Source organism: Bacillus sp. N447-1 (assembly GCF_022701035.1).
GTDB classification, from domain to species: domain Bacteria; phylum Bacillota; class Bacilli; order Bacillales; family Bacillaceae_G; genus Bacillus_A; species Bacillus_A cereus.
Genome location: NZ_CP065509.1, coordinates 3,524,050 through 3,546,048 on the forward strand (window position 1 = coordinate 3,524,050; position 21,999 = coordinate 3,546,048).

The following is a 21,999-nucleotide window of genomic DNA, read 5'->3' on the forward strand; positions in this document are numbered from 1 at the left end:
TGTCCTCTTTTTTTGATTGGAATTGTCTGAAAAATGTTTCTCAAATTTTTGGTAGAGGTATCGGCTGGGAAAATAAGAATTGTATAAAAGTGTCAAAAATCTTTATGGGAATGGGGAATGTTATAGTGAAAAAGCAAGTCATTTCATCAGCATTAGCGTTAACTGTTATCGCCGGGGGATTTGGAGCGTTTGGGGCAACGACAACGAAAGCGGAAGAACAAAAAATTCAATATCATCAAGAATTTAAAACACCTGCATACATAGGTGAAGAATGGAAAGCACCGGAAGGACTAGATAAAAAAGAGACAGTCTTTCAATACTTAGAGAGTAAGAAAGATATGTTTAAATTAGCAGGAAATATTGAAAAGCATTTTAATATCGTTGGGGAAGAAAAAGACGCTGAATCTGATACGACACATGTGAAGCTAGTTGAGAAACATAATAACATTCCTGTGTACGGTTCTGATCAAACTGTTACACTTGATAAAGAGAATAATGTAAAAGCATTCTTCGGACAAGTTATTCCGAATTTAGATGATAAAAATATTCCTGCAGCTGCAAGCATTACTGCGGAACAAGCAGAAACAATTGCAAAGGCAGATATTGAGAAAGAAATTGGTAAAGTAAAGAGTTATGATGGTGTGAAAAAAGATTTATTTGTATATGAAAAAGACGGTAATTACTACCTTGCATACTTAGTTAAGGCATCGATTTCAAAACCAGCTCCAGGGTATTGGCATTATTTTGTTGATGCAACGAATGGAAATGTTATTGAGAAATATAACGCTGTAGATAACATTACTGGATTTGGTTACGGAGTATTAGGTGCTAGACAATCATTTGAAATTGCTCAAGATACGAAAACAGGACAATTCAACTTGTTTGATGGTAAACGAGGACAAGGTGTTCATACATTTGATGCAGAAAATATGGACGAGAACTGGTTTAATTTATTCTCACAATGGCTTGGATATACAGGAGAAGAAGTTGAAAGTAAATCTAAGTTCTTCGAAGATAAAGCTGCAGTTGATGCGCATGTAAATGCAGGAAAAGTATATGATTACTACAAAAAGACATTTAATCGTAACTCTTTCGATGATAAAGGTGCGAAACTTATTTCAACTGTTCACGTAGGGGAGAGCTGGAATAACGCAGCTTGGAATGGTGTGCAAATGATGTACGGTGATGGCGATGGAAAAACGTTCATTCCATTATCTGCTGGACTTGATGTTATCGGTCACGAATTAACGCATGCTGTAACTGAACATACAGCAAACCTTGTTTACAAAAATGAGTCAGGGGCGTTAAATGAATCGTTATCTGATATTATGGGTGTTATGGTTGAGAAGAAGAGCTGGGATTTAGGTGCTGATATTTATACACCTGATAAACCTGGTGATGCACTTCGCTCTCTTAAAGACCCAGCGTCTATTCCAAATCCATTAAAACCAAGTGAGGGTTACCCAGATCACTATAGTAAACGTTATACTGGAACAGCTGATAATGGCGGTGTTCATATTAACAGCAGTATTAACAATAAAGCTGCATATTTAGTATCTGAAGGCGGAGATCATTACGGCGTGAAAGTAACTGGTGTGGGCCGTGAAGCGACAGAAAAAATTTACTACCGTGCTCTTACGAAATATTTAACTGCAAACTCTGACTTCAAAATGATGCGTCAAGCTGCTCTTCAGTCAGCTGAAGATTTATATGGTAAAAACTCTAAAGCTGTACAAGCTGTAACGAAAGCTTATGATGCAGTAGGTGTAAAATAATAAGAGAAAAGACCTGACATCCTAGTCAGGTCTTTTCTTTATCCCGCTATCCGCAAATGATGAAGTTTCCACTTTATTTAGTCGCGAATACCTAATGCGATTTTCGCCATACGTGACATACGTTCTTTCGACCACGGTGGATTCCAAACGACATTTACTTCTATTTCATTAACTTCAGGTACGTTTGTTGATAATACTTTTTTAACGTCTGATACGATTTGCCCAGCCATTGGACAACCGATAGAAGTCATAGTCATCGTAATGACAGCATTATTATTTTCATCTGCTGTAACATCATAAACTAATCCAAGATTAACGATATCAACACCTAGTTCAGGGTCAATAACAGCCTCTAAATTGGCAAGTAATTTATTTTCAAATGCTTCTTGTGACATAAGCAGCCCCTCCTACACTTTAATGATATCGATTCTCATTATAACGGAAATGAGCATAATGTGCAGGAAATGAGCTCAAAAAAATATCCCTCTTTCAAAGAAGGGATATTTTTTGAACATCTATTCTGTTTTAAAATGAGATACGAGTTGATCTAACTCTTCAACTGTTTGTTTCATTTTTCCAGCAGTTACTGCCATTTCATTCATAACAATAACTTTCTGTTCAGCAGATTGTGCCGTTGCGGCAGTTTCGCTCGATACTTCAGTAGAGGTAGAAGCGATGTTATTAAGTGAAGCGTTCATTTCTTCAGCACTTGCAGCCATTTCTTCAGCAGTTGCTGATATATCTTGCATTTGAGTAGATACTTTATTTACTTGTTCTACAATTGTTGTGAAAGAAGTACCAGCTTCACGAATAACATTGATACCTTCAAATGCTTCAGAACGGCCTTGAGACATCATAGAGCTAGCAGTTTCTGTATCATTTTGAATTTGATGTAGTAATTGATTAATGTCTGTTGCAGCTGTTTTAGATTGTTCAGCAAGCTTTCGAACTTCGTCAGCTACGACAGCAAATCCTTTTCCTTGCTCACCAGCACGAGCTGCCTCAATAGAAGCATTTAAAGCAAGTAAGTTTGTTTGCTCAGCAATATTAGAAATAGATTGTACAGCAGTATCAATATATTTCGTATGAGTGATTAGACGTTCAACCACTTCTGACGTAGCATTTACAGCTTCGTGTATTGTTGTCATTTGTGAAACAGATTTTTGGATAACGGTACTTCCATCGCTAGCATGTTCAGATGTGGCAACAGCAAGTTCCGCTACAGATGAAGCAGATTCAGCAATGCGCTGAACACTTACTGCCATATCATCCATTGCAGTTGAACTTTCTTCCATACTAGAAGTTTGTGATTGAATACTTGCATTTAAGTTGGACATCGAGCTTTGGACTCTTAATGTCGCCTCACGTGATGTATTCGTTTTTTCTAGCATATTTTCAGAAGCGGTTTGTACTTCCACTGATGTTTTTTGAACACGATTAATAATATGTTGTAGGTTTTCTAACATTTTATTAAATGATGTTGCGATAGCACCTATTTCATCGTTGCTATTTACTTGTAGACGTGCCGTTAAGTCACCTTCTTGAGAGGCCAATTCTTTTAGTTTCGTGTCAATTTGTTGAATTGGTTTCACCAGTTTACCAGAGAACCACCATGCAAGAATAATTGCAACGATAATACATACAACAAGTGATAAGAAAATAACATATTCGATTAAGAGTGCAGATTGATCAATTTTTTCAATAGATTGTTCACGTAATCTAGCTTGTTCATTACTGTAATTTGTGAAGTCACCAATTACTTTATAGACCGTTCCGTTTTCTGAAGAAGCTACTTGTAAAGCTTCTTCCCATTTTTGTTCTTTTGCAAGAGTGAATACTTTTTCTTCAATGAACTTTCTCCAAGTAGACCCTAATTCCATTGTGCTTTTTACGGACGAAGAAAGATTTGGATTAGAAAGAAGTTTATCTTTTGAATCCTCAAGACGTTTACTCATCTCATTAAACTTGTCTAATTCGACTTGATCATGTTGTAGTAAATAACCTCTTAAAGCAGAGAGCTGTACTTGATAAGCGTCTCCACGCTCTTTCAATTCTGTTGCCAGTGGAGAAATTTCTTTTTGTAATGTTTCAGCTTTACGAGATTGGTCGATAGCAAAAAATAAAATAAATGCTAAGGCGACACCAAATAAAGCGCAAATCGTTCCCATCATGAACATAAGTTTTTTTCTGATACTTACAAAATTCATATAATTAAAAGCCTCCTTTGTGAAATCTTAGTATTAGAATTAATAAATGTAAAAAATTGAAAGAAAGCTTTACTCCAGTTGGAATAAAGCTTTCTTATTTCCTTTAGGAATTATAGCAGACGGAATGAGAGATAGAAAGAGATATTTTAAGGTAAAAAAAGTCCGCGACTCAATATACAATACATTTATGGACATGTCTTGCATCATTTCGTCACAATAGATGGTGGAGGTTCTGGTGAGGGAAAGTAGAGGAACTATTGACCGATGATAGGAACATATAAAAATAGCGTCGTAGAAAAAGAAAGAGTGGATTCCTTATGAGAGCTGGGATTCGCTTTTTGATTGCTATCGATAGTGAGACGTTAAGTAAACCTGATAGGAATGTTTATACAACATAAAAAGACGAGAATTCTCTCGTCTTTTTACACGGTTGAGCACGGATTAAGTGCAACAAAGTGTAGCTTTATTAATATCTTTTTCACGAATTTCTAAATTGCCTTTTTTATCAATTTTGTAAGGGATATCATTATTTTGTAGCTTTTTTAGTAAACTATTATTTTCTTGTACATTTTTCTCCCAAATAATATATCTTTCATTTTTGGTAGTATCATTAAAAAATATAAATCCGACTAAACATAAAAATAAAATTATTAATATTGAAATTAAAATATTAATTTTTTTCATGATGTACCTATTCCTAATCTGTTATTTATTGGTTAGTCCATAATAACCAGCCTTCGGGTTGTCTTATATATTTTAGTAAACCATTTCTTATATCCTGATTAAGATTATCTGCCAAACCTTGCGGCGTTAAAGCGTAACCATTAGCTGCCCGCCAATTATACATAATTCGGCCTCGTTCATTATTATAATAATCCATATCATGTAATTTCTTTTCTGTCATATTATATCTTTCATGATTATCTGCTACAATTTTAGCATTCGAACATCCTATACTTTTACACATAAGTGCATTCCAATATCCATGTCTAAATGCATCACCTTTTCCGTTATTTAGACTAGCTTTTGGATAATATGCTGTAGCCATATTAATTGCTGCGTTAGCATTTAGTCTAGCTTGACCACATTTATATGCACCTATTGATCTCAGACACGCTTGCATTTCTTCACTTTTTCCTAAAGCATTTGCAATGCTAGCACTACGTTGTACTCTTGTTTTAGGATTGTTTTCCTTTTCATTTACTAAATCATCAAATCTTTCATTACCTTCTTCTTCATTTTGAATCTGACCGTTCTCCATTTCTACAACCAACTGTTCAAAAGCAGCCATATACGCTTGTTCATTAACTGGAGCAGTTTCTGCTGCTGCGTTATTACCTACTGTCATCGTTAATAAGATACCAGATAGGATTCCGAATACTGTTTTCTTAAGCTTCAAATTCATTTACCCCCACGCTATTGTGTTTTTTATATATTTTGATATCACCCTACTTAGAAAATTTTAAATATTATAATAGAAAATAAAAGACTGTTTACTAATGAATTTTTATGTTAAAATATGTAATTAAAGGTAATATAATTACATATTGTTAAATATTTACGTGATAAAGTGAATGGTTATTTTAGAACCTGTCTAAAATCTTTTTAGTACAATCGTTACACCTGCCAATATAGTCAGCTTATTATATATTTTGCTTAGCGTGGTTTTCTCGAATGCTGGCGGTATCTCTGGTAAAGGGTTTTGAATAAACTAAGAAAGAGTAGAAAAGTATACATTTCTACTTTTCCATTGGATGTTGAGGTTCGTATTCCTGAACATTATCTTTCAAGGGTGGTTCATGCAGCTGTAGAAACTATGGATCTCTCTCCTCTTATCTCGTTATCCAGGTGGTGGTAGACCACCTTACCATCCAAAAATAGATTGAAATGTGGTCTTATTTGTGTTGCTCATAATTTACGGAAGTAGGCAATAACGGCTCAACTAAAAGGAGAAAATTCGAAATTTTAGGAGGGAATCAACAGTGTTCCTTTCCCTTAAAGTATTTTTTACCCATATAAAGGAAAAACAAAGAGGTTGTCTACAAAAGGTAGTTTTTAGTGACCTTTTGAGACAGCCTCTTTCTAACAATTTGGAGCTCATAGAAGTATAAATGAAAGTTTCGCGTTAAATGTTTGTTTTGAAATGAGAGACGAGAACTTCAAGTTCTTGTACGATTGTTTTCATTTCAGATGATTTGTTAGCCACGATACTCATTTTGTTTACTTGATCACCAGCCGAATGCGCTGTTTGTGATGTTTCTGCAGCAACTTCGTTTGAAATAGAAGCGATATTATTTAAAGCTGCGTTCATTTCTTCAGAGCTTGCAGCCATCTCTTCAGCAGTTGCAGACATTTCTTGCATTTGTGTAGAGACTTTGTTAATGTGGTTAACAATTTCTGAGAATGAAGATCCGGCGGTACGAATAACCGTAATTCCTTCAGAAGCTTCTGCTTGACCTTGTGTCATCATATCATTTGCTATTTTTGTATCAGCTTGAATTTGATGAAGTAAATGGTTAATGTCAGTTGCGGCTAGTTGAGATTGTTCAGCAAGTTTTCGAACTTCATCGGCAACAACAGCGAATCCTTTGCCGTGTTCACCAGCACGAGCTGCTTCAATAGAAGCATTTAAAGCGAGCAAATTTGTTTGCTCAGCGATATTCGAAATAGATTGAAGTGCAGTATCAATATGGTTTGTATGTGTAATGAGTCGCTCAACTACTTGTGATGTAGCGTTAACAGCTTCGTTAATTGTATGCATTTGTGTAATAGATTTCTCAATGACTTTATTCCCATCATCTGCTTTTTCTGAAGTTGTGACAGCTAAACTAGTAACAGAAGAGGCGGACTCAGCGATACGCTGAACACTCGTTGCCATGTCATCCATTGCGGTTGAACTTTCTTCAATGCTAGAAACTTGTGAACGAATATTGTGTTCAAGAGCATTCATAGTTTCTTGGGTTCTTGCGGTATTTTCCATAGAAGCGGTTGTTTCGATAAATACATTTTCGGAAGCTTCTTTTACACTTGTTGATGTTTGTTGAACTTGTTTTATTATATGCTGTAAGTTAGTGAGCATTTGATTAAAGGAATTTGCAATGTCACCAATTTCATCTTTACTTGTTACGTGTAATCTAGCCGTTAAATCTCCGTCTTGAGAAGCTAATTCTTTTAACTTCTCATCAATTTGTCGAATTGGTTTAACGAGTTTACCAGAGAACCACCATGCTAATAAGATAGACGTTAATGTACATGTAATAAGTGAGAAGAAAATAATATATTGAATAAGTGATGAAGAAGACTCGACATCAGCAATTAATGCGTCACGTTTCTCATTCTCTTCATTTGTATATTTATTAAAACGACCTAAAAGATCATTTACATAATCTGTTTGTGATAAAGCAATTTTGGATGCTTCGTCCCATTTTCCTTCACGCGCAAGAGGTAGTACCTCATTATCTATGACGCTACGCCATTTTCCACCCATTAAAATAGCTTCTTTCATTCCTTCTGGGAGCTTCTTGTCACTTGTTACTTTCTCTCTAGTATCAGCTAATTTTTTCCCTTCTCGATTGAACTTATCTAATCCTTTTTGATCATGTGATAGCAAATATTCTTGTAAACCAGCAACTTGTGCTTGGAACCAATCGCCACGTTCTTTTAAAATCGTCGCTCTTTTTGATACATCATTTTTTAACGTTTCGATTTCACTTGCTTGATTCATGGCGAATGAAAGAATAACAATAAGAGCAATACTAAATAAAGAAGAAATGCTTAAGAGTGTGAACAGTAGTTTTTTTCGAATACTAACATATTTCATCGTTACCCCTACCCTCATTTAAACTGTTTATTATGATTTATAGATATTTAAAACAAAATTAATAAAAACATTATTATGAAGTTATTAATCTGTTCAATGAAAATTATAGCAGATAATGGAAGGAGTCAGATTAGTATTAGAAAAAGTTCTTAAAATGTATACATTTGCATATCATAAAATTCATAAATAAATATTAGAAATGCTATTGAAATTTGAAATGACATCATGTATACTTCTAATTAGTTGATAACGATTATCAGTATCAACTAAAAACATTACTCTTCGTTATGTTGGTCATACCCCTTTTTGACGACGTAAGTCAGAGACGAAATGTTGAAATATCTTGTGTCCTATTCTACAGAATTATGGTAATCTCCAACCTCAACTTATATGCGTGAGCATGCAAAAAGGATCCTATCCGTGAAGGGATCCTTTTTTGCATGCTGTCGCAATTATTGTATATAGACCAGGGATACGTTCTTCGATTCCTTCTGGTGCAGTAGAAGGAAAGACCCATCTTTGATGAGATCCATGTTCTTCAACTAGTTTTTCGATTTTAAAACGTTCTTCCGCAAGTGTTGTAATGATTTCTCCTAGCGTCCAGCGACGGATGGTTGTTTTAGGTAGCGATTCTTTCTGTGCTTCTGTAAGAAGGATGCTATAAGCAACATCATCTTCAATTAATTCTTCATCGAAATAATTTCCATTGGCCTGAAATGATGGGTGGTCGACTCCTAATAATTTTGTGTAAACAGGATGATAGTCACGAAGTATAAGCATTCCATCTCGCTTAAGTAAAGTAGCAATTTTTTGAAAGAGTGGTTTTAAATCTAGAAAGTAATGGAGTACACCAAGTTCCAGCAATACGATATCAAATGATTCGGAGAGCTGCACATTTAATACATCAGAAACGACATACTGGATAGAGACACCTGCTGCGTCCGCAAGTTCATTTGCATATTTTGCATTACTTGCTGAAATATCAACAACTGTTACTTCAGAGCCTAAAAGAGCGAGAGCAACACCTTTATTTCCTTTTGAGCCGAGTAAGTTAATAATACGTTTTCCTTTTGGAGATTGTATGTAAGGTAAATAATGTGCTACTTCGCGTGTGGGATCTTCCATAATTTTTTTTGCATAATCCTCTGGCGCCCCATGGCGATTCGTCCAAGCTTCATAAGCAGCTGTATTCCAGCTTTTTTCATTTATAGTGCTTAGTTGTTTTTGGTTCAATGTTATCACTCCTTTTGTGAACGTATAGGTATTCGGCAGGGGGATGTAATTTCCTTTTCTTTCTGGATAAAAGTTTGATTTTTCTGTGATTAAGTCGTACAATACTTGTTATACGTAAAAGCGTTGAAAAGGAAAAGTAGGATGAACACATTCTTTCCAGAGAGCTTCGGTAGCTGAGAAGAAGCAAGAATATTCATTTGAACAATGGCCTTTGAGCTTCGTCCTGAACTTATCAAATGATAATAGTAGGCGGCGACGAGAGTTGGTACTCGTTATCAAAACCACAGTATAAGAGCATATAGCTCCGTACTTGTTAAGGCTAATTATGTGAGTAATTGGCGAAATAAGGTGGTACCGCGACTGTTTATACAGCCCCGCCCTTATCTTTTTTAAGATAGGGGTGGGGCTTTTTATATTTTAAAGGAGGAATGTAAGATGAGTATTTTTATTGGGGGCGCTTGGCCGTATGCGAATGGTTCATTACATCTTGGCCATATTGCGAGTTTATTACCTGGAGATATTTTAGCACGTTATTACCGGTCCAAAGGTGAGAATGTGTTGTATGTTTCGGGAAGTGATTGTAATGGAACACCGATTGCAATTAGAGCAAAACAAGAAGGTGTGACAGCGAAGGAAATTGCTGATCAGTATCATGAAGAGTTCCAGCGATGTTTTCGTAGCCTTGGTTTTACTTATGATTGCTATACACGTACAGATAGTGAGCACCATCATGAAACGGTTCAAAATGTTTTTTTACGTTTATTAGAAGAAGGACATATTTATAAAAAAATAGTGGAACAAGCATATTGTGAAACGTGTACGCAGTTTTTACCGGATCGTTATGTAGAAGGAATATGTCCACATTGCCATGAAGCAGCAAGAGGAGATCAATGCGATGCGTGTTCTGCTATTTTAGATCCTCTTGATTTGTTAGAAAAGAAATGTAAGTTATGTGGTAGTACACCATCCGTACAGGAAACAGAGCATTTCTATTTCGCATTGCATACATTTCAGGAGCAAATTAAAAGGGCTGTAGAAATTGCCAAGCAAACAGGGACATGGCGCGACAATGCGATTCAACTAACAGAGAGATATGTAAAGGAAGGATTACTAGATAGGGCCGTATCACGTGATTTACCAATTGGGGTACCAATTCCAGTAGAAGGGTATGAAGATAAGAAAATTTACGTATGGATTGAAGCAGTGACAGGCTATTATTCAGCGAGTAAACATTGGGCTGAAGAAACAGGGAAAGATGATCAAGAGTTTTGGGATAGCGAAGCGAAAACATATTATGTGCACGGAAAGGATAATATTCCGTTTCATTCCGTCATTTGGCCAGCGGTATTACTTGGAATAGGGGAGGAAGCAATCCCGCGTCATATCGTTTCGAATGAATATTTAACAGTTGAAAAAAGAAAATTATCTACAAGTAAAAATTGGGCAGTATGGGTGCCTGACATATTAGAAAGCTATGATCCAGATTCTATTCGTTACTTTTTAACCGTCAACGCACCAGAAAATCGCGATACTGATTTTTCATGGCGGGAATTTATTTACAGTCATAATAGTGAATTATTAGGTGCATACGGGAACTTTGTGAACCGGACATTAAAGTTTATCGAAAAATATTATGGTGGTATCGTGCCGAAGGGAAGTATTGAGGTAGAGCTGAAAGATAAAGTAGAAGGATTATATAAGCGTGTAGGAGAGGCGATTGAGCAAACTAAATTTAAGGTGGCGCTAGAAACAATATTTGATGCAGTACGTTTTGCAAATAAATACTTTGATGAAAAGCAGCCTTGGAAACAAAGAGAAGATGATCCAGTTTCATGTGAAGAAACGATTTATAACTGTGTGTATCTTATCGCTAATTTTGCAAATCTCCTTGAACCGTTTTTACCATTTTCAAGTGAAAGAGTTCGAAACACATTGTCGATTGTGAAACGAAATTGGGAACCGCAAAATACGTTGCCAAGTAGAATTGATAGCGTACAGCCATTATTTGAGCGAATCGATGTAAAACAAATTGAGCATGAGATAGAGAAGCTGTATGGAGCGGTAAAATGAGATAGAGAAAAAGACCTTTCAAGTAAATGAAAGGTCTTTTGTTATGCAGTATGATTCTCTTTCTTATCTTTCAAAAAGAAAAGTACAGCAAGGAGTACAAGAATAATAGCTGCAATATCATACGTTATTTTAAATGTAGTATTAAAGTTTAAGTACTCTACGAAAGGAGTTTTCACTGCTCCTGCATATATACAAACGGGAATGAGAAGTAAATCGTAAAATTTCTTTTCTTTCATATATCTTATTAGGAAGAAGATACACATAATAGCAAAAAATACGATGCTTAAAATAGTCATTTATACCTCCAGATAAATTTACTTATTTTAATTGCAGTTATATCTTTTATATAAATTCTGTATTTTTTCAAGCGCTATGCACGCGATTTTGTTTCCTTTCTTTCCTAGCCGTAAGCAGCTGAGGAGTGAAGATCCCAACTAATATGAAAATAATTCCAATCCACTGCATGAACGTTACGACTTCATGTACAAGTGTAATAGAAGCAATAATAGCAGTTGGTAATTCAGCTGCACCTAATATTGTACCAAGCCCTGTTCCAACCTTTGGTACACCGATTGAAAAACAAATGACAGGTACAACAACGCCGAATAATCCGAGGAAGAAAGCATATTTCCATAGACCGGCTTGCAAAGCACCGTCTGTTAAAAAGGTTGGCGGAAAGAATAGGCATACGATAAGAGTAGCGCTTGTTGTCATAAGGAAGCTTTTCGTATAAGGCGGAACATCCGTAGCGACGCGCCCGCTTGCAAAAACATAGAATGAAAAAGAGACAGCAGCTAATAGCCCAAAGATAATCCCTTTCGTAGAAAAACTTTGCCCGAGGCCTTCAAATACACCACCTGCAAACAATGTACCAGCAAATAAAATAAGGATAGATATGATCTTATCGCGGCTTGGAAATGTTCGATTTGCAATGGCTTCGATAATGACACCAATCCAAGTGAACTGAAAGAGTAGGACGACAGCGATAGATGCGGGTAGTTCTTCTACAGAAATAGCGTAAAAAATCCCGGTCATACTCATTGTTGTTCCGACGGTTAGTAAGGAAAAGAATTGTTTTTTTGTTACTTTATGACGTGAAAAGAAAAGAACGAGTAGAAATAGTCCAATCCATCCGAAGACATATTGTCCCCCTAAGAGTTGATGTGCTGAAAATCCATTTATGAATCCGAGTTTGAAAATAGTTGAAAGTATGCCATAGCTGCAAGCACCGAATAAAACGAGCAATGAATATTTAAACTTTTCCATAAAAAATCCTCCTTTTAAGTAATAAAAAACGCCCGCTATCCAAATAAGGATAACGGGCGAACGAAACAGAGTCATATACTCTACAAAATTCCGCCACTCATACGAAGTATGAATTTGGGGTATGAAATTGTAGTAGGTTTTTACATTGCTTTTGGGAATACAATAGAACATTTTACACCTTGAGGCGTGTTTTGTATCCCGTAAGGAAACTGATGTTTATCTAATATTTGTTTCACGATATATAATCCAAGACCACTACCTTGTACTAAACCGTGTTTATCAGGGTTTGCGCGATAGAAAGGCTCAAATAAATGAGCAAGTTTATCTTCATCAATTTGTGAACCTGTATTTAATACTTCTAATGCGTAACCATTTGGTTTTTCATAAAGCTTTATATATACGTGCTGATGGTCAATTGTATAATGAATTGCATTTGAAATAATGTTAAAAATAGCAGTTTGAATAAATTTAGGATCAGCTAAAATTTGTACGTCGTGTTTAATATTAGATTGTACATTTAATTGTTTTACAGATACAAAGTAATCTACTTTCTTCATAACATCCTCAATAATATTAGATAAAGAAATGACTTCTAAATTCGGTTTAAATTGAGGGTTTTGTATTTTGGATAATTCCGACATTTTTTCCGTTAATATGTTAATGTCTTGCATCATCTCGTAGGAACGTTTCAAATACTTATCTCTATCTTTATAAGCTCCAATTCCGTGAATCATGCCATCTAGTTGTCCCATAACGGCTGCGATTGGTGTTTTTAATTCATGGGATACCATAGACATAAATTCTTTACGAGATTGTTCTAATTGTTGTTCCTTCTTGAGCTCATTTCTTAAATCTTGATTGCTTGCATGTAAATTCTTCACAATATTTGGTACTTGTGAAGCAGCTACTTGCAAATTAAAATCTGTTTGATCTGTATTTTTGTTAAGTAGCTTTTTATCTGAGAAATCAAGATTCATAATATCTTTTAAAGCATCGCTCATATATTGAAAAGGTTTGGCAATTAGTTTTGTATAAATTAAAGATCCGAGTAGTGATAATGCAAGCATTGTCGCGCCAATATGTGGAGCTAATTGCTGCAACGCATCTGCTAACTTTGGATTATCATTTGTATCATTTGTTTTACTTGCTGCATTTTGTGTATGTAAGGCATCATTATTAGCGGCTTTCTTTTCTGCTTCTGTAGGCGGATTAGAAGTGCTATTTTTCCCCGAAAGATTTTGTGTATGTTCTTTTGCCTTTACAGTTTGGCTAGGCTGCAAAAGGTGATTGATAGCTGTAGAAAGAGATTTATAATCTATAATAGAAGATTGGAAATTAGAAATGCTCCCCTCTGACACAGCTTTATTTTGCTTCGTTTTACTTCCGTCGTTTTGCTTATCTGAATCGGCCTGTTCTGTAGTCGGCGTTCCATTTTCTTTCGCAAAACGTTCTTTATCGTAGTTTGAAGCTAGAAAGTAAATAATTTGATAAAGACAAAGTGATAAAAGAATACAAAATAATAAGGTTTTGATGAAAATATTTTTGGTGATGTTGTCTTTGCTACGATTCGATTTTGTAGCCAATGCCTTTCACCGTTTTAATATAAGGAATTCCTAATTTTTTTCTTAAGTTTTTAATATGTGTATCTATAACTCTTACATCACCATAATGTTCATAGCCCCATACCTTATTCAACAAATCACTTCTTGATAATACTTTTCCTCGATTTTGCAGTAAAGTATAAATAATTTCAAATTCTTTTGTTGTCAATTCAATTTGATTACCATGAACATAAGCTGCATATGCTGTAGAGTTTAACATCAATTCATGGAATTGTAGTATAGTTGCAGCTTCTGCTTCCTTCGTTGCTGCCCTTCTTAATACAGCCTCTACACGCTTAATAAATACAGTATAATGGAACGGTTTCGTAATATAGTCATCAATACCTAACTCAAATCCTTTAATTTCACTTTCTTCATTATGTAAGCCTGTTAACATAATGATTGGTACATCAGATTGTCCTCGCATAATTTTACAAATACTATAGCCATCTATATCTGGTAACATTACATCGAGGAGGACAAGATCGTATGAATTTTTTTGGAAAAGAAGAATACCTTCTGTTCCAGCACCAACTACATCAACTGTAAAGTTTTGTGCCATTAGAAATTCACGAATAAGTTCTTGTATATCTGGGTTGTCTTCAATCACCAGTATATGCGTCATAGTAACACCTCCTAAATAACGCTTTTTACTGCAATATTCGAATTCATCATTTTTCGAGTGACTCAGATTGTTTATACATATAATAAGCCCCCGCTATAAAATAATCATGAAGGTAGCAAGGGGAATAGTTTAGTGTTACTGAATAGTTCAGAATTACAGTAGTTCTATTATAGTATGTATTATAAAATTTATAAAACATTATAACTGTATAATTTTAATATCTACGTTTATCAATGTTTAAATATTAGCTAATCAAATCTATTCCTATTATATATGTAAATACAGTTGTTTTGCTACTGTAAATGAATAAATAAAATAAGCCAAGACATAAAATTCTTGGCTACACATAAATCTTGTTTTTAGGCTATTTTACAGTGACAGTAGCTTGCTGCTGAACGCGCTCAAATAACCAGTGTATATCATTGTTATACATACGAATACAACCAAGTGTTGTCCATTTGCCGATTGCTTGATTATTGTTAGTTCCGTGAATCGCATAAGTTGTTCCGTAAGTTCCTGCCATATTTAATCCGAGCCAACGGTCACCAAGTGGATTACGTGGATCGCCGCCTTTAATTTTGCCTGTATAATAAGGGCGATTTTTAATTTTATTTACGATTTGAAAAGTGCCTTTAGGTGTAGGTGTTGCAGCTTTTCCAGTAGCGACAGTAAAACTTTTTATAAATTTTCCATCCTGATAATAATCCATTTTATTTAACTGAGTGTCTACGATTAATTGATCTTTCGTTGTAGCTGCCTCTGCGCTAGAGAATGGAAGAGTTAAAAATCCTAATGATAATAGTGCGCTTAATAATAATTTTTTCATTGTTATTCTCCTTTTACTATCGTAAGAGTCTTACATACAATGAAGTTGTAATCCTCGTAATGCTTTATTTACATTTTCATCTAATGTTTCAAAGAATGTAGTGATTTTGCTGTTGTGTTTGTTGTTGTTATCAATAAGTAATCTTTCATTTAATAAAAGCTCACCACGTAGTCCAAAACTTTGAACTTGAATATTTAGCTCATCTTCATTTTCAGAGATGATTGGTAAGAAATAATGAAAAGCTTTTGTTGGAATGATGTAGCTTTTGCCAATCATGCTTTCTTGATTTGAATTAATCCATTTTTTCGTGACAATTTTAATATTCTTTTTTGAAACGATAAAAGATAGTGTTGTAGATTTTGTTAAACTTACGTCAAATTCACTTGTTTCACAGATTTGTAAATTAAAAACGGTTTCATTTTGATGAGATTCAACATTTGTATTAATAAAATCGTGCATTTTATATGCTTCCATTTCGTATTCACCCTTTTTTCAATTTCGAAAAACGACTTATATTTATTCAAATTAATGCTTAGTCATATATTGGTTAAATTTTTCAACAAATTCCGATATAATCTTACAATACGTATATGAAGCTAATATGAAGTTAGCATGAGTTTGTGATGGTTTTTATTGAGAACAAAATAAGAGAGGTTTTTTAGTGCTAAAAAATGGATAAAATTTGCATGTTATTAATGCGCCTTTTCGCTATTTCGACTTGAAAAATGATTTTTACTATTTAATAAAGAACGAAAATCACTAGTGTGACCCTTACAAAAATGTAATAAAAATGTAAGCTATTGTGATAGTTATTTCGACAATTTTTTTATACAATAATAGTAAGAAGTTGTACGTGATTGAAAGGAGAGATGACATGGAATGGATTCATGAATTATTTCAGCAATACGGGTACTATGTTGTACTTGTCGGCTTGCTGTTAGAATATATTGCACTTCCGTTTCCGGGAGAGCCAACGTTAGCATATGCGGGATTTTTAGCACATAAGGGTGATTTAAGTTTACCGATTTTAATTATTCTATCCTTTATTGGGACAAGTGTAGGAATGACGATTCAATACTTTTTAGGAAATAAATTAGGTATGCCTTTCATTCAAAAGTATGGGAAATACGTATTTTTAACGCAAAGAAAAATTGACTTAACGAGAATGTGGTTTGATAAGTATGGGTACTTCTTAATTTTTATTGGTTTCTTTATTCCTGGTGTACGTCATTTCACAGGATACTTTGCAGGAATTATTAATTTACCATTCCGTCGTTTTGCCATTACAATTTATTCAGGTGCTCTATTTTGGGTATCATTCTTCTTAATCGGTGGTTACTGGTTAGGTGGAAACTTACATGATATCTTTGGAGTGCTAGAAGGTCATATCGGTAAAATCATTTTTGGAGTTATTGTGATTGTAGCGGTTACGTTAGGTATTCGTTTCCGTAAGCAGTTAAAACGAGTATTACTACAAAACGCAAGTTAATATGAAATCCATTCTATGTCAGAATTTAGGAAGTCAGTGCAAAAGCACTGACTTTTTTATTTTATCCCGCTATATGCCGGGCAGTAAGACCCCACCTCAAAATTCAGCGGAAGAAAAGAAGTTAGATGGGGCCCTGCTGCCGGTAAAAGCCCGATTGGTGAGGGCTGATTAAAGTTTCATTTTATGTTCCAATCTATTTTAAATTTTCCTTTTAGCTGATTTCCGCTAACTATAATGTAATAAGTTCCTGTCTTAATTGCCGCGAAATGATATGTATTAGGGCCAGCTGGGGCTAAATAATTTTCTTTCTCTTGAAACTCACTAGCCATTTTTACGTCTCCCATGTAGCCATCCGGATTTTCAGCTCGTGATTCAATGCTGAATTCTAATATGTCACCTCGTCTTAGCTCAATTGGGACTTTATGTTCACCGCTAAAATGTTGAAAAGATGCTTCGAAAGAGTTTTCTGTTTTTGTTTCGACCCATTGTTCTTTTGATGTTCCAACCTTTTCTAAATCGATAAAGTTGATTGTGATAAATATAATAAGCATAATGCCTGGCACGACATATTGTATCCACTTAAATTTTGTTGCTATAACTGTACATAGGTAGAAAAAAAGAGAACACACTGCTCCAATTGATCCGAGAAACAAGAACTGTATTAGACTAGCTTCTTTAAATATTAGGAATGGAAGAGAAAATAAATAGCCGCAAAAAATATAAAGGCATAATGTCTTCAGTCTTGTATGTGTTTTTAATTTCAATTTATCGATGCAAATAGAACAAAAAATTGCATATGCCGCAAGAATAGGAACGAAGGGAACATATAGTAGTTCTCGTAATCCAGCTAAGAAACTATATAATGTTTGCTGATTAGTTGTTAAGAGAAGCGTGCTAATGAGTAATAATAACAAGAAAGTCGCTGTAAGCTTGGTAAGAATATAGGAAAAAGTAGATATTTTATTCATATGTCACTTCCTTTGTTTAATATTTCACATTCATTATATAGGTTATTTCTAACATAATACATCTTTATTTTTGTCAATTATTAACGTCAAAATGACAATTATAATTGACAAAAATAAGGATATTATTTACAATTTTAATTAAATAAATGAAAAAGAGGGAAGACATGAAGCTTCAAAATCGAGTGAGGGAATTGCGAGCAAAGCATCGTTTATCACAAGGGGATTTAGGGAAAGCGATTGGATCATCACGGCAAACGATTAGTTTAATTGAGCGCGGGGATTATGCACCATCTATCGTATTGTCGTTAAAAATCGCACAAATTTTCAATGTACCGGTGGAGGAAATATTTACGTTAGTAGAGGGGGAAGAGGACGATGAAGAGTAAACGAAAAAAACAATTTGATTCTGTGGGGAAAATAGCATTAAGTATGATGGGCGGCTTTTTAACGTCTTATATAGCTTTAAATTTACTCTCGGATGAACCGAGAAAATTATCATCCAATACATTTATAGGTATATGTACTATTTTTGGAATCTTAATGATGTACTATACTTGGAAGAATACACGTATGTTAGCAGAGGCACGCGATGAAGAAGAGAGCGTACAAGGCAGAAAATTAGGCATTATAAGTATATATTTACGTGTAGGCGATATAGTTACGCAGGCATGGTTTGTATATGCAGTTATTACATGTAGACGTGCACTGTTGCAGGATACAAATGTTTCATTTGCGGTGTGGAATTTAGTGGCTTCTATTGTTTGTTTAACTACTGTAGTAATTATCGGACTTATAACAAAAAATCGTTATAATAAGCTATATCCTGAACAAGGTGTAACGTATATGGAATCTATGAAAATGTGGACGAAAAACGCAGATGAAGGATTAAAGCACATTGTGCATGAGGCTGGATATAAAGCGTATGAATTTACGAATACAATATTGGCATATGTATGGTGGGCTGCCGTTATATATACAGCTGCTAGTGATATCGATTTTGTATTAATTGGCTTAATCTCATTTATTTGGATATTGCATCTCGGGAAGTTCATGTACGAAATGCAAAGAAAAATGATTTATTAAGGGGAGAAAAAGGTGGATATTTTAAGAAGGCCAGCTGGCTCAATGACAGTGGCGCTAATTCTGTCCATTTTATACGGAGTAATCCGAACTGGGAAATTAGAAGTAATTTTGAACTTATGGGCAATAGTTGGAATTTCATTGTTAGTGTTAGCCATTCATGAGCTAGGACATGTAGTATTTGGTGTAATAGGTGGTTTGACATTTAAATTTATGACAGTAGGACCCATTACTATTCAAAAAGAAAAAGGAAAATTACGCATTCGAGAAAATAAATTGTGGGCGTATTTTGGAGGCGTTGCAACACTAGTACCACCTTCTATAGAGACACCGAATCTTTCGAAAAAGTGGGCGTGGCTCACTTTAGGTGGACCGATTACGAGTTTACTATTTGGTATTACTTCCGGTTACATATATATGGTGAGTTATTATCAATATCTTTTATATTTTTCCTTTTTCCATTTTGCAATCTTTGCGGTTACAATTGTGCCGATAAAAGGAATGCTTATGAGTGATGGGATGCAATTTCTTATTTTAATTAAAGATGATGAAAGAGCTAGAAATCACTTATATGAGATTCAAATATCGAGTGAGTTATTTAGTTATAAAAGACCGAAAGATTGGGATGAAAGGTTAGTAGAATTGAGTGAGGAGAAAATAAAAGAGAATAAAGGGATAAGAGAGATAATGAGTAGACTTATGCTCGTCTTTTTTGCTCGTGCAGATCAAGAGGGAATGGAAAGAGCGATACCGTATATAGAACGAATTGTTCAACTACCTGTAACGAAAGAAAATAAGTTTTTCGTTAGTAGTTTTCATAGTTGGTACCTTTTATATAAAGCCCTTTATCAGATGGATAGTCTTTCTTTGCAAGAAGCAAAGGAACATGCAAAGGCTATTACAAAAATGGACCTAAGTGGATATTACCGTACACAAGGAATTATTAGATATGTAGAGGGTAATATGGAAGCGTCCCGTACTTATATGAAGAAAGCCGATCAAGAATTAAAGAGCGCCGAGAAGAGTGAGATGGGATATTTACAAGTAGAAAGAGAATGGTTTGAGCAGCTGAAAGAGAGGGTATCTTACGATGGGTGAGGTATCCTCTTTTTTATATGTCATCTTATGCCGTTCCATAAACAGCCTAGGGCGAGTAAAATGAGATAAGAAGAGCAAAGCTTGGAGGAAGTAAATATGGAAATCTTATCAATTATTTTGATAGTCTTGCTCATTTATGTTGTTTTTAAAGTGGCATATGTAGCATTAAAGATACTCGCGATCCTATTAATTATCTTTTTAATCGTAGAGTTCGGCAGTAAGTTGCTTGGGGGATAGGGTATGTTGTGCGTTTTGAGTGTCGAAGGATGTCGGTAAATCGATATCCTACGTCGAATCGTTGATATAAGTGGAGAAACAATCGATATATTTGAAAAATCGTTGATATATTTTAGTGAATACGAAGTGGGGTATGTGGAAAAGAAGTTGCCGTGAGGGTAACTTCTTTTTATCGTGATGCGGGGATATGCAAACCAACATGAAAAAGCTGGAAGAGTATCTTCCAGCTTAAGAGTTACTTTCAATTTGGCGACCGCTATCTTCTTCATTGTCTTGTAAAAGGTTGAATACGTCTGCTAGGCAGAATGCAATGAACCAAGTCCATAGACCGTGGAAGAAAGCTGAGCTTAATTGAAGTGGTAATGTATAGTTTGTCATTGAGTAGGAAATACATCCACCAACGATTCCGATCATTGTTAATAACATTGTTTTTTGAGCGTTTTCTTCTGGATTGAAGAGGAAGTAAATGTATCCGCCTAAAATTGAAGCGCTTACAAGTGTTTCGATTCCATTAAAGATGATATTCTCTCCAAGCTGAGTGTTTGTCCAGAAGCAGATTGTTCCGCCGATAATAGCAAACAGGACAGCTATTGTATATCGTATATATTGATTCATATGTTCATCTCCCTATGTAATAAGATGATTTGGAAGTCAAAAAGGTAGGTATAGTATATTGAAGTGAGTTTTAATTGTACGTATCTTTTTATAAAAAGATCATTGAAGAGTAACTAAGATGATCGGTTGTTTAAACCGTTACGTGTATGGTGTCTGAAATATACCCGACTGCTCGTTTCTTTTTGCTTGTAAAATAAGAGAAACTTCCAAGTCTATATACTCTTTTTTTGTGAGTCTGCTTTCATTATAACACATTTAGGGACATAATAATAGAATTATCTGATTTTGTAATAAGTGTAAAAAATAAAAAGCGCAAGGAAATACCATTAACGGTGCAGTTTAGTGGAAGAAGGATTTTAATTTATTATGATGAAATATGTAATCAAGGTGAGATCTAAGAATGAGGCTTAAATACTATAAAAAATGTTTTATAGCATGAATGTAAGGGAGGAGAGCTAACTTGGAGTTCACAACAGAAAGATTAATAATTAGACCTTTTAAGAGTACTGATTTACAGGATGTATTTGCTATTTATAATAGTGATGATACATGTAAGTTCCTATTACATAATAAGTGGACTCATGAAGACATGCAGAAAAGATTTAATAAGAAGTTAGCAAATAATGTACTTACTAAAGAAACAATATTAAGTTTGGCAGTTATATACAAAACTAAAGTAGTTGGTGATTTATCCGTATGGTACACAAATATGAAAGACACTGTTGAGATTGGTTATAGTTTTTCAAATGAAGTAGCTGGGAGAGGTTTGGCGACAGAAGCAGTAAGTAGTTTGGTATTGAAATTATTTAATGAATGTAATGTACATCGTATACAGGCTAATCTTGATGCACGTAATACAGCTTCACAAAAATTGTGTGAACGAATAGGTATGAGAAAGGAAGCCCATTTCATACAAGATTTTTGGAATAAAGATGAATGGACAGATAGTATTGTATATGGAATGCTATCCTCCGATTTGTAGTAATAAACTTAGTGATTTTATTATGCTAAAAGGTACGTTAGTTGAATAACAAAGGGCATAACATATTATATATGACTAATATGTTATGCCCTTTAATTTATTAACCT

General features: G+C 34.7%; 22 protein-coding genes and 1 other annotated feature. Of the genes, 8 read left to right on the forward strand and 14 right to left on the reverse strand.

The window, feature by feature from the left end:
* The first annotated feature begins 125 nt into the window (after positions 1–125).
* Entirely contained in the window at positions 126–1,775 is a 1,650-nt protein-coding gene (gene nprB, locus IQ781_RS17740; protein ID WP_000745123.1) for a neutral protease NprB, read from the forward strand.
* Positions 1,776–1,852: 77 nt separating this feature from the next.
* Here nprB and IQ781_RS17745 read toward each other — a convergent pair whose 3' ends face one another.
* The 6 genes from IQ781_RS17745 to IQ781_RS17770 form a co-directional block, all read right to left on the reverse strand.
* Positions 1,853–2,170, reverse strand: coding sequence for a metal-sulfur cluster assembly factor (locus tag IQ781_RS17745; RefSeq protein WP_000076422.1), 318 nt, complete (start codon positions 2,168–2,170; stop codon positions 1,853–1,855).
* 120 nt (positions 2,171–2,290) lie between these two features.
* Complete coding sequence (locus IQ781_RS17750) at positions 2,291–3,982, reverse strand: methyl-accepting chemotaxis protein (protein ID WP_242808143.1); 1,692 nt, start codon at positions 3,980–3,982, stop codon at positions 2,291–2,293.
* A gap of 441 nt (positions 3,983–4,423) precedes the next feature.
* On the reverse strand, positions 4,424–4,666 hold the full coding sequence (locus tag IQ781_RS17755) for a hypothetical protein (protein ID WP_000723536.1): 243 nt from the start codon (positions 4,664–4,666) through the stop codon (positions 4,424–4,426).
* 25 nt (positions 4,667–4,691) lie between these two features.
* Positions 4,692–5,387, reverse strand: coding sequence for a DUF6973 domain-containing protein (locus IQ781_RS17760; protein WP_002026534.1), 696 nt, complete (start codon positions 5,385–5,387; stop codon positions 4,692–4,694).
* A 720-nt stretch (positions 5,388–6,107) separates the two neighbouring features.
* Positions 6,108–7,802 (reverse strand): methyl-accepting chemotaxis protein, encoded by a 1,695-nt coding sequence (locus IQ781_RS17765; RefSeq protein ID WP_000878447.1) that lies wholly within the window; start codon positions 7,800–7,802, stop codon positions 6,108–6,110.
* Between the two features lie 414 nt (positions 7,803–8,216).
* The gene (locus tag IQ781_RS17770) at positions 8,217–9,035 is read right to left on the reverse strand and encodes a class I SAM-dependent methyltransferase (protein WP_059304212.1); all 819 of its coding nucleotides are present in this window, start codon (positions 9,033–9,035) and stop codon (positions 8,217–8,219) included.
* Between the two features lie 114 nt (positions 9,036–9,149).
* Positions 9,150–9,420: a binding site (T-box leader), on the forward strand.
* A gap of 50 nt (positions 9,421–9,470) precedes the next feature.
* On the opposite strand from IQ781_RS17770, the gene metG reads away from it, so the two are divergent.
* Positions 9,471–11,105, forward strand: coding sequence for a methionine--tRNA ligase (metG, locus tag IQ781_RS17775; protein ID WP_000021601.1), 1,635 nt, complete (start codon positions 9,471–9,473; stop codon positions 11,103–11,105).
* A gap of 41 nt (positions 11,106–11,146) precedes the next feature.
* Here metG and IQ781_RS17780 read toward each other — a convergent pair whose 3' ends face one another.
* The 6 genes from IQ781_RS17780 to IQ781_RS17805 form a co-directional block, all read right to left on the reverse strand.
* Entirely contained in the window at positions 11,147–11,401 is a 255-nt protein-coding gene (locus IQ781_RS17780; RefSeq protein ID WP_000154130.1) for a hypothetical protein, read from the reverse strand.
* Between the two features lie 67 nt (positions 11,402–11,468).
* On the reverse strand, positions 11,469–12,371 hold the full coding sequence (locus IQ781_RS17785) for an EamA family transporter (RefSeq protein ID WP_000410484.1): 903 nt from the start codon (positions 12,369–12,371) through the stop codon (positions 11,469–11,471).
* Positions 12,372–12,511: 140 nt separating this feature from the next.
* Positions 12,512–13,954 (reverse strand): sensor histidine kinase, encoded by a 1,443-nt coding sequence (locus IQ781_RS17790; RefSeq protein WP_000201958.1) that lies wholly within the window; start codon positions 13,952–13,954, stop codon positions 12,512–12,514.
* Positions 13,932–14,597 (reverse strand): response regulator transcription factor, encoded by a 666-nt coding sequence (locus IQ781_RS17795; protein ID WP_000148833.1) that lies wholly within the window; start codon positions 14,595–14,597, stop codon positions 13,932–13,934. Before IQ781_RS17795 ends, IQ781_RS17790 begins: the two co-directional genes overlap by 23 nt.
* Positions 14,598–14,961: 364 nt before the next feature.
* Complete coding sequence (locus IQ781_RS17800) at positions 14,962–15,423, reverse strand: L,D-transpeptidase (RefSeq protein ID WP_000735063.1); 462 nt, start codon at positions 15,421–15,423, stop codon at positions 14,962–14,964.
* 30 nt (positions 15,424–15,453) lie between these two features.
* The gene (locus tag IQ781_RS17805; RefSeq protein ID WP_000388769.1) at positions 15,454–15,897 is read right to left on the reverse strand and encodes a DUF3978 family protein; all 444 of its coding nucleotides are present in this window, start codon (positions 15,895–15,897) and stop codon (positions 15,454–15,456) included.
* A 400-nt stretch (positions 15,898–16,297) separates the two neighbouring features.
* Between IQ781_RS17805 and IQ781_RS17810 the strand changes: the two genes are divergently transcribed.
* Positions 16,298–16,912, forward strand: a complete 615-nt coding sequence (locus IQ781_RS17810; RefSeq protein ID WP_000454754.1) for a DedA family protein — start codon at positions 16,298–16,300, stop codon at positions 16,910–16,912.
* A 176-nt stretch (positions 16,913–17,088) separates the two neighbouring features.
* On the opposite strand, the gene IQ781_RS17815 is transcribed toward IQ781_RS17810, so the two are convergent.
* Complete coding sequence (locus tag IQ781_RS17815; protein WP_060634752.1) at positions 17,089–17,880, reverse strand: hypothetical protein; 792 nt, start codon at positions 17,878–17,880, stop codon at positions 17,089–17,091.
* 164 nt (positions 17,881–18,044) lie between these two features.
* Here IQ781_RS17815 and IQ781_RS17820 point away from each other — a divergent pair, with 164 nt between their 5' ends.
* From IQ781_RS17820 to IQ781_RS17835, 4 genes are all read left to right on the forward strand, one after another.
* Complete coding sequence (locus IQ781_RS17820) at positions 18,045–18,266, forward strand: helix-turn-helix transcriptional regulator (protein ID WP_000776168.1); 222 nt, start codon at positions 18,045–18,047, stop codon at positions 18,264–18,266.
* Positions 18,256–18,963 (forward strand): DUF3169 family protein, encoded by a 708-nt coding sequence (locus IQ781_RS17825; RefSeq protein ID WP_000837717.1) that lies wholly within the window; start codon positions 18,256–18,258, stop codon positions 18,961–18,963. Before IQ781_RS17820 ends, IQ781_RS17825 begins: the two co-directional genes overlap by 11 nt.
* A gap of 42 nt (positions 18,964–19,005) precedes the next feature.
* A complete protein-coding gene (locus IQ781_RS17830) occupies positions 19,006–20,058 on the forward strand; it encodes a zinc metalloprotease (protein WP_002182986.1) in 1,053 nt (350 codons plus the stop codon).
* Positions 20,059–20,154: 96 nt separating this feature from the next.
* Positions 20,155–20,295: a DUF3985 family protein gene (locus IQ781_RS17835; protein ID WP_000404758.1), complete on the forward strand. Its 141-nt coding sequence runs from the start codon at positions 20,155–20,157 to the stop codon at positions 20,293–20,295.
* Positions 20,296–20,523: 228 nt separating this feature from the next.
* On the opposite strand, the gene IQ781_RS17840 is transcribed toward IQ781_RS17835, so the two are convergent.
* The gene (locus tag IQ781_RS17840) at positions 20,524–20,910 is read right to left on the reverse strand and encodes a DUF3938 domain-containing protein (protein ID WP_001077773.1); all 387 of its coding nucleotides are present in this window, start codon (positions 20,908–20,910) and stop codon (positions 20,524–20,526) included.
* A gap of 460 nt (positions 20,911–21,370) precedes the next feature.
* Between IQ781_RS17840 and IQ781_RS17845 the strand changes: the two genes are divergently transcribed.
* Positions 21,371–21,892: a GNAT family N-acetyltransferase gene (locus tag IQ781_RS17845; protein ID WP_000397307.1), complete on the forward strand. Its 522-nt coding sequence runs from the start codon at positions 21,371–21,373 to the stop codon at positions 21,890–21,892.
* Positions 21,893–21,999: the final 107 nt, after the last annotated feature.

Coding starts and splice junctions, on each gene's coding strand:
- IQ781_RS17745 (WP_000076422.1), bottom strand. CDS start 2,170: ATGTCACAAGAAGCATTTGAAAATAAATTACTTGCCAATTTAGAGGCT.
- IQ781_RS17750 (WP_242808143.1), bottom strand. CDS start 3,982: ATGAATTTTGTAAGTATCAGAAAAAAACTTATGTTCATGATGGGAACG.
- IQ781_RS17755 (WP_000723536.1), bottom strand. CDS start 4,666: ATGAAAAAAATTAATATTTTAATTTCAATATTAATAATTTTATTTTTA.
- IQ781_RS17760 (WP_002026534.1), bottom strand. CDS start 5,387: ATGAATTTGAAGCTTAAGAAAACAGTATTCGGAATCCTATCTGGTATC.
- IQ781_RS17765 (WP_000878447.1), bottom strand. CDS start 7,802: ATGAAATATGTTAGTATTCGAAAAAAACTACTGTTCACACTCTTAAGC.
- metG (WP_000021601.1), top strand. CDS start 9,471: ATGAGTATTTTTATTGGGGGCGCTTGGCCGTATGCGAATGGTTCATTA.
- IQ781_RS17780 (WP_000154130.1), bottom strand. CDS start 11,401: ATGACTATTTTAAGCATCGTATTTTTTGCTATTATGTGTATCTTCTTC.
- IQ781_RS17785 (WP_000410484.1), bottom strand. CDS start 12,371: ATGGAAAAGTTTAAATATTCATTGCTCGTTTTATTCGGTGCTTGCAGC.
- IQ781_RS17795 (WP_000148833.1), bottom strand. CDS start 14,597: ATGACGCATATACTGGTGATTGAAGACAACCCAGATATACAAGAACTT.
- IQ781_RS17800 (WP_000735063.1), bottom strand. CDS start 15,423: ATGAAAAAATTATTATTAAGCGCACTATTATCATTAGGATTTTTAACT.
- IQ781_RS17805 (WP_000388769.1), bottom strand. CDS start 15,897: ATGGAAGCATATAAAATGCACGATTTTATTAATACAAATGTTGAATCT.
- IQ781_RS17810 (WP_000454754.1), top strand. CDS start 16,298: ATGGAATGGATTCATGAATTATTTCAGCAATACGGGTACTATGTTGTA.
- IQ781_RS17815 (WP_060634752.1), bottom strand. CDS start 17,880: ATGAATAAAATATCTACTTTTTCCTATATTCTTACCAAGCTTACAGCG.
- IQ781_RS17820 (WP_000776168.1), top strand. CDS start 18,045: ATGAAGCTTCAAAATCGAGTGAGGGAATTGCGAGCAAAGCATCGTTTA.
- IQ781_RS17825 (WP_000837717.1), top strand. CDS start 18,256: ATGAAGAGTAAACGAAAAAAACAATTTGATTCTGTGGGGAAAATAGCA.
- IQ781_RS17830 (WP_002182986.1), top strand. CDS start 19,006: ATGACAGTGGCGCTAATTCTGTCCATTTTATACGGAGTAATCCGAACT.
- IQ781_RS17835 (WP_000404758.1), top strand. CDS start 20,155: ATGGAAATCTTATCAATTATTTTGATAGTCTTGCTCATTTATGTTGTT.
- IQ781_RS17840 (WP_001077773.1), bottom strand. CDS start 20,910: ATGAATCAATATATACGATATACAATAGCTGTCCTGTTTGCTATTATC.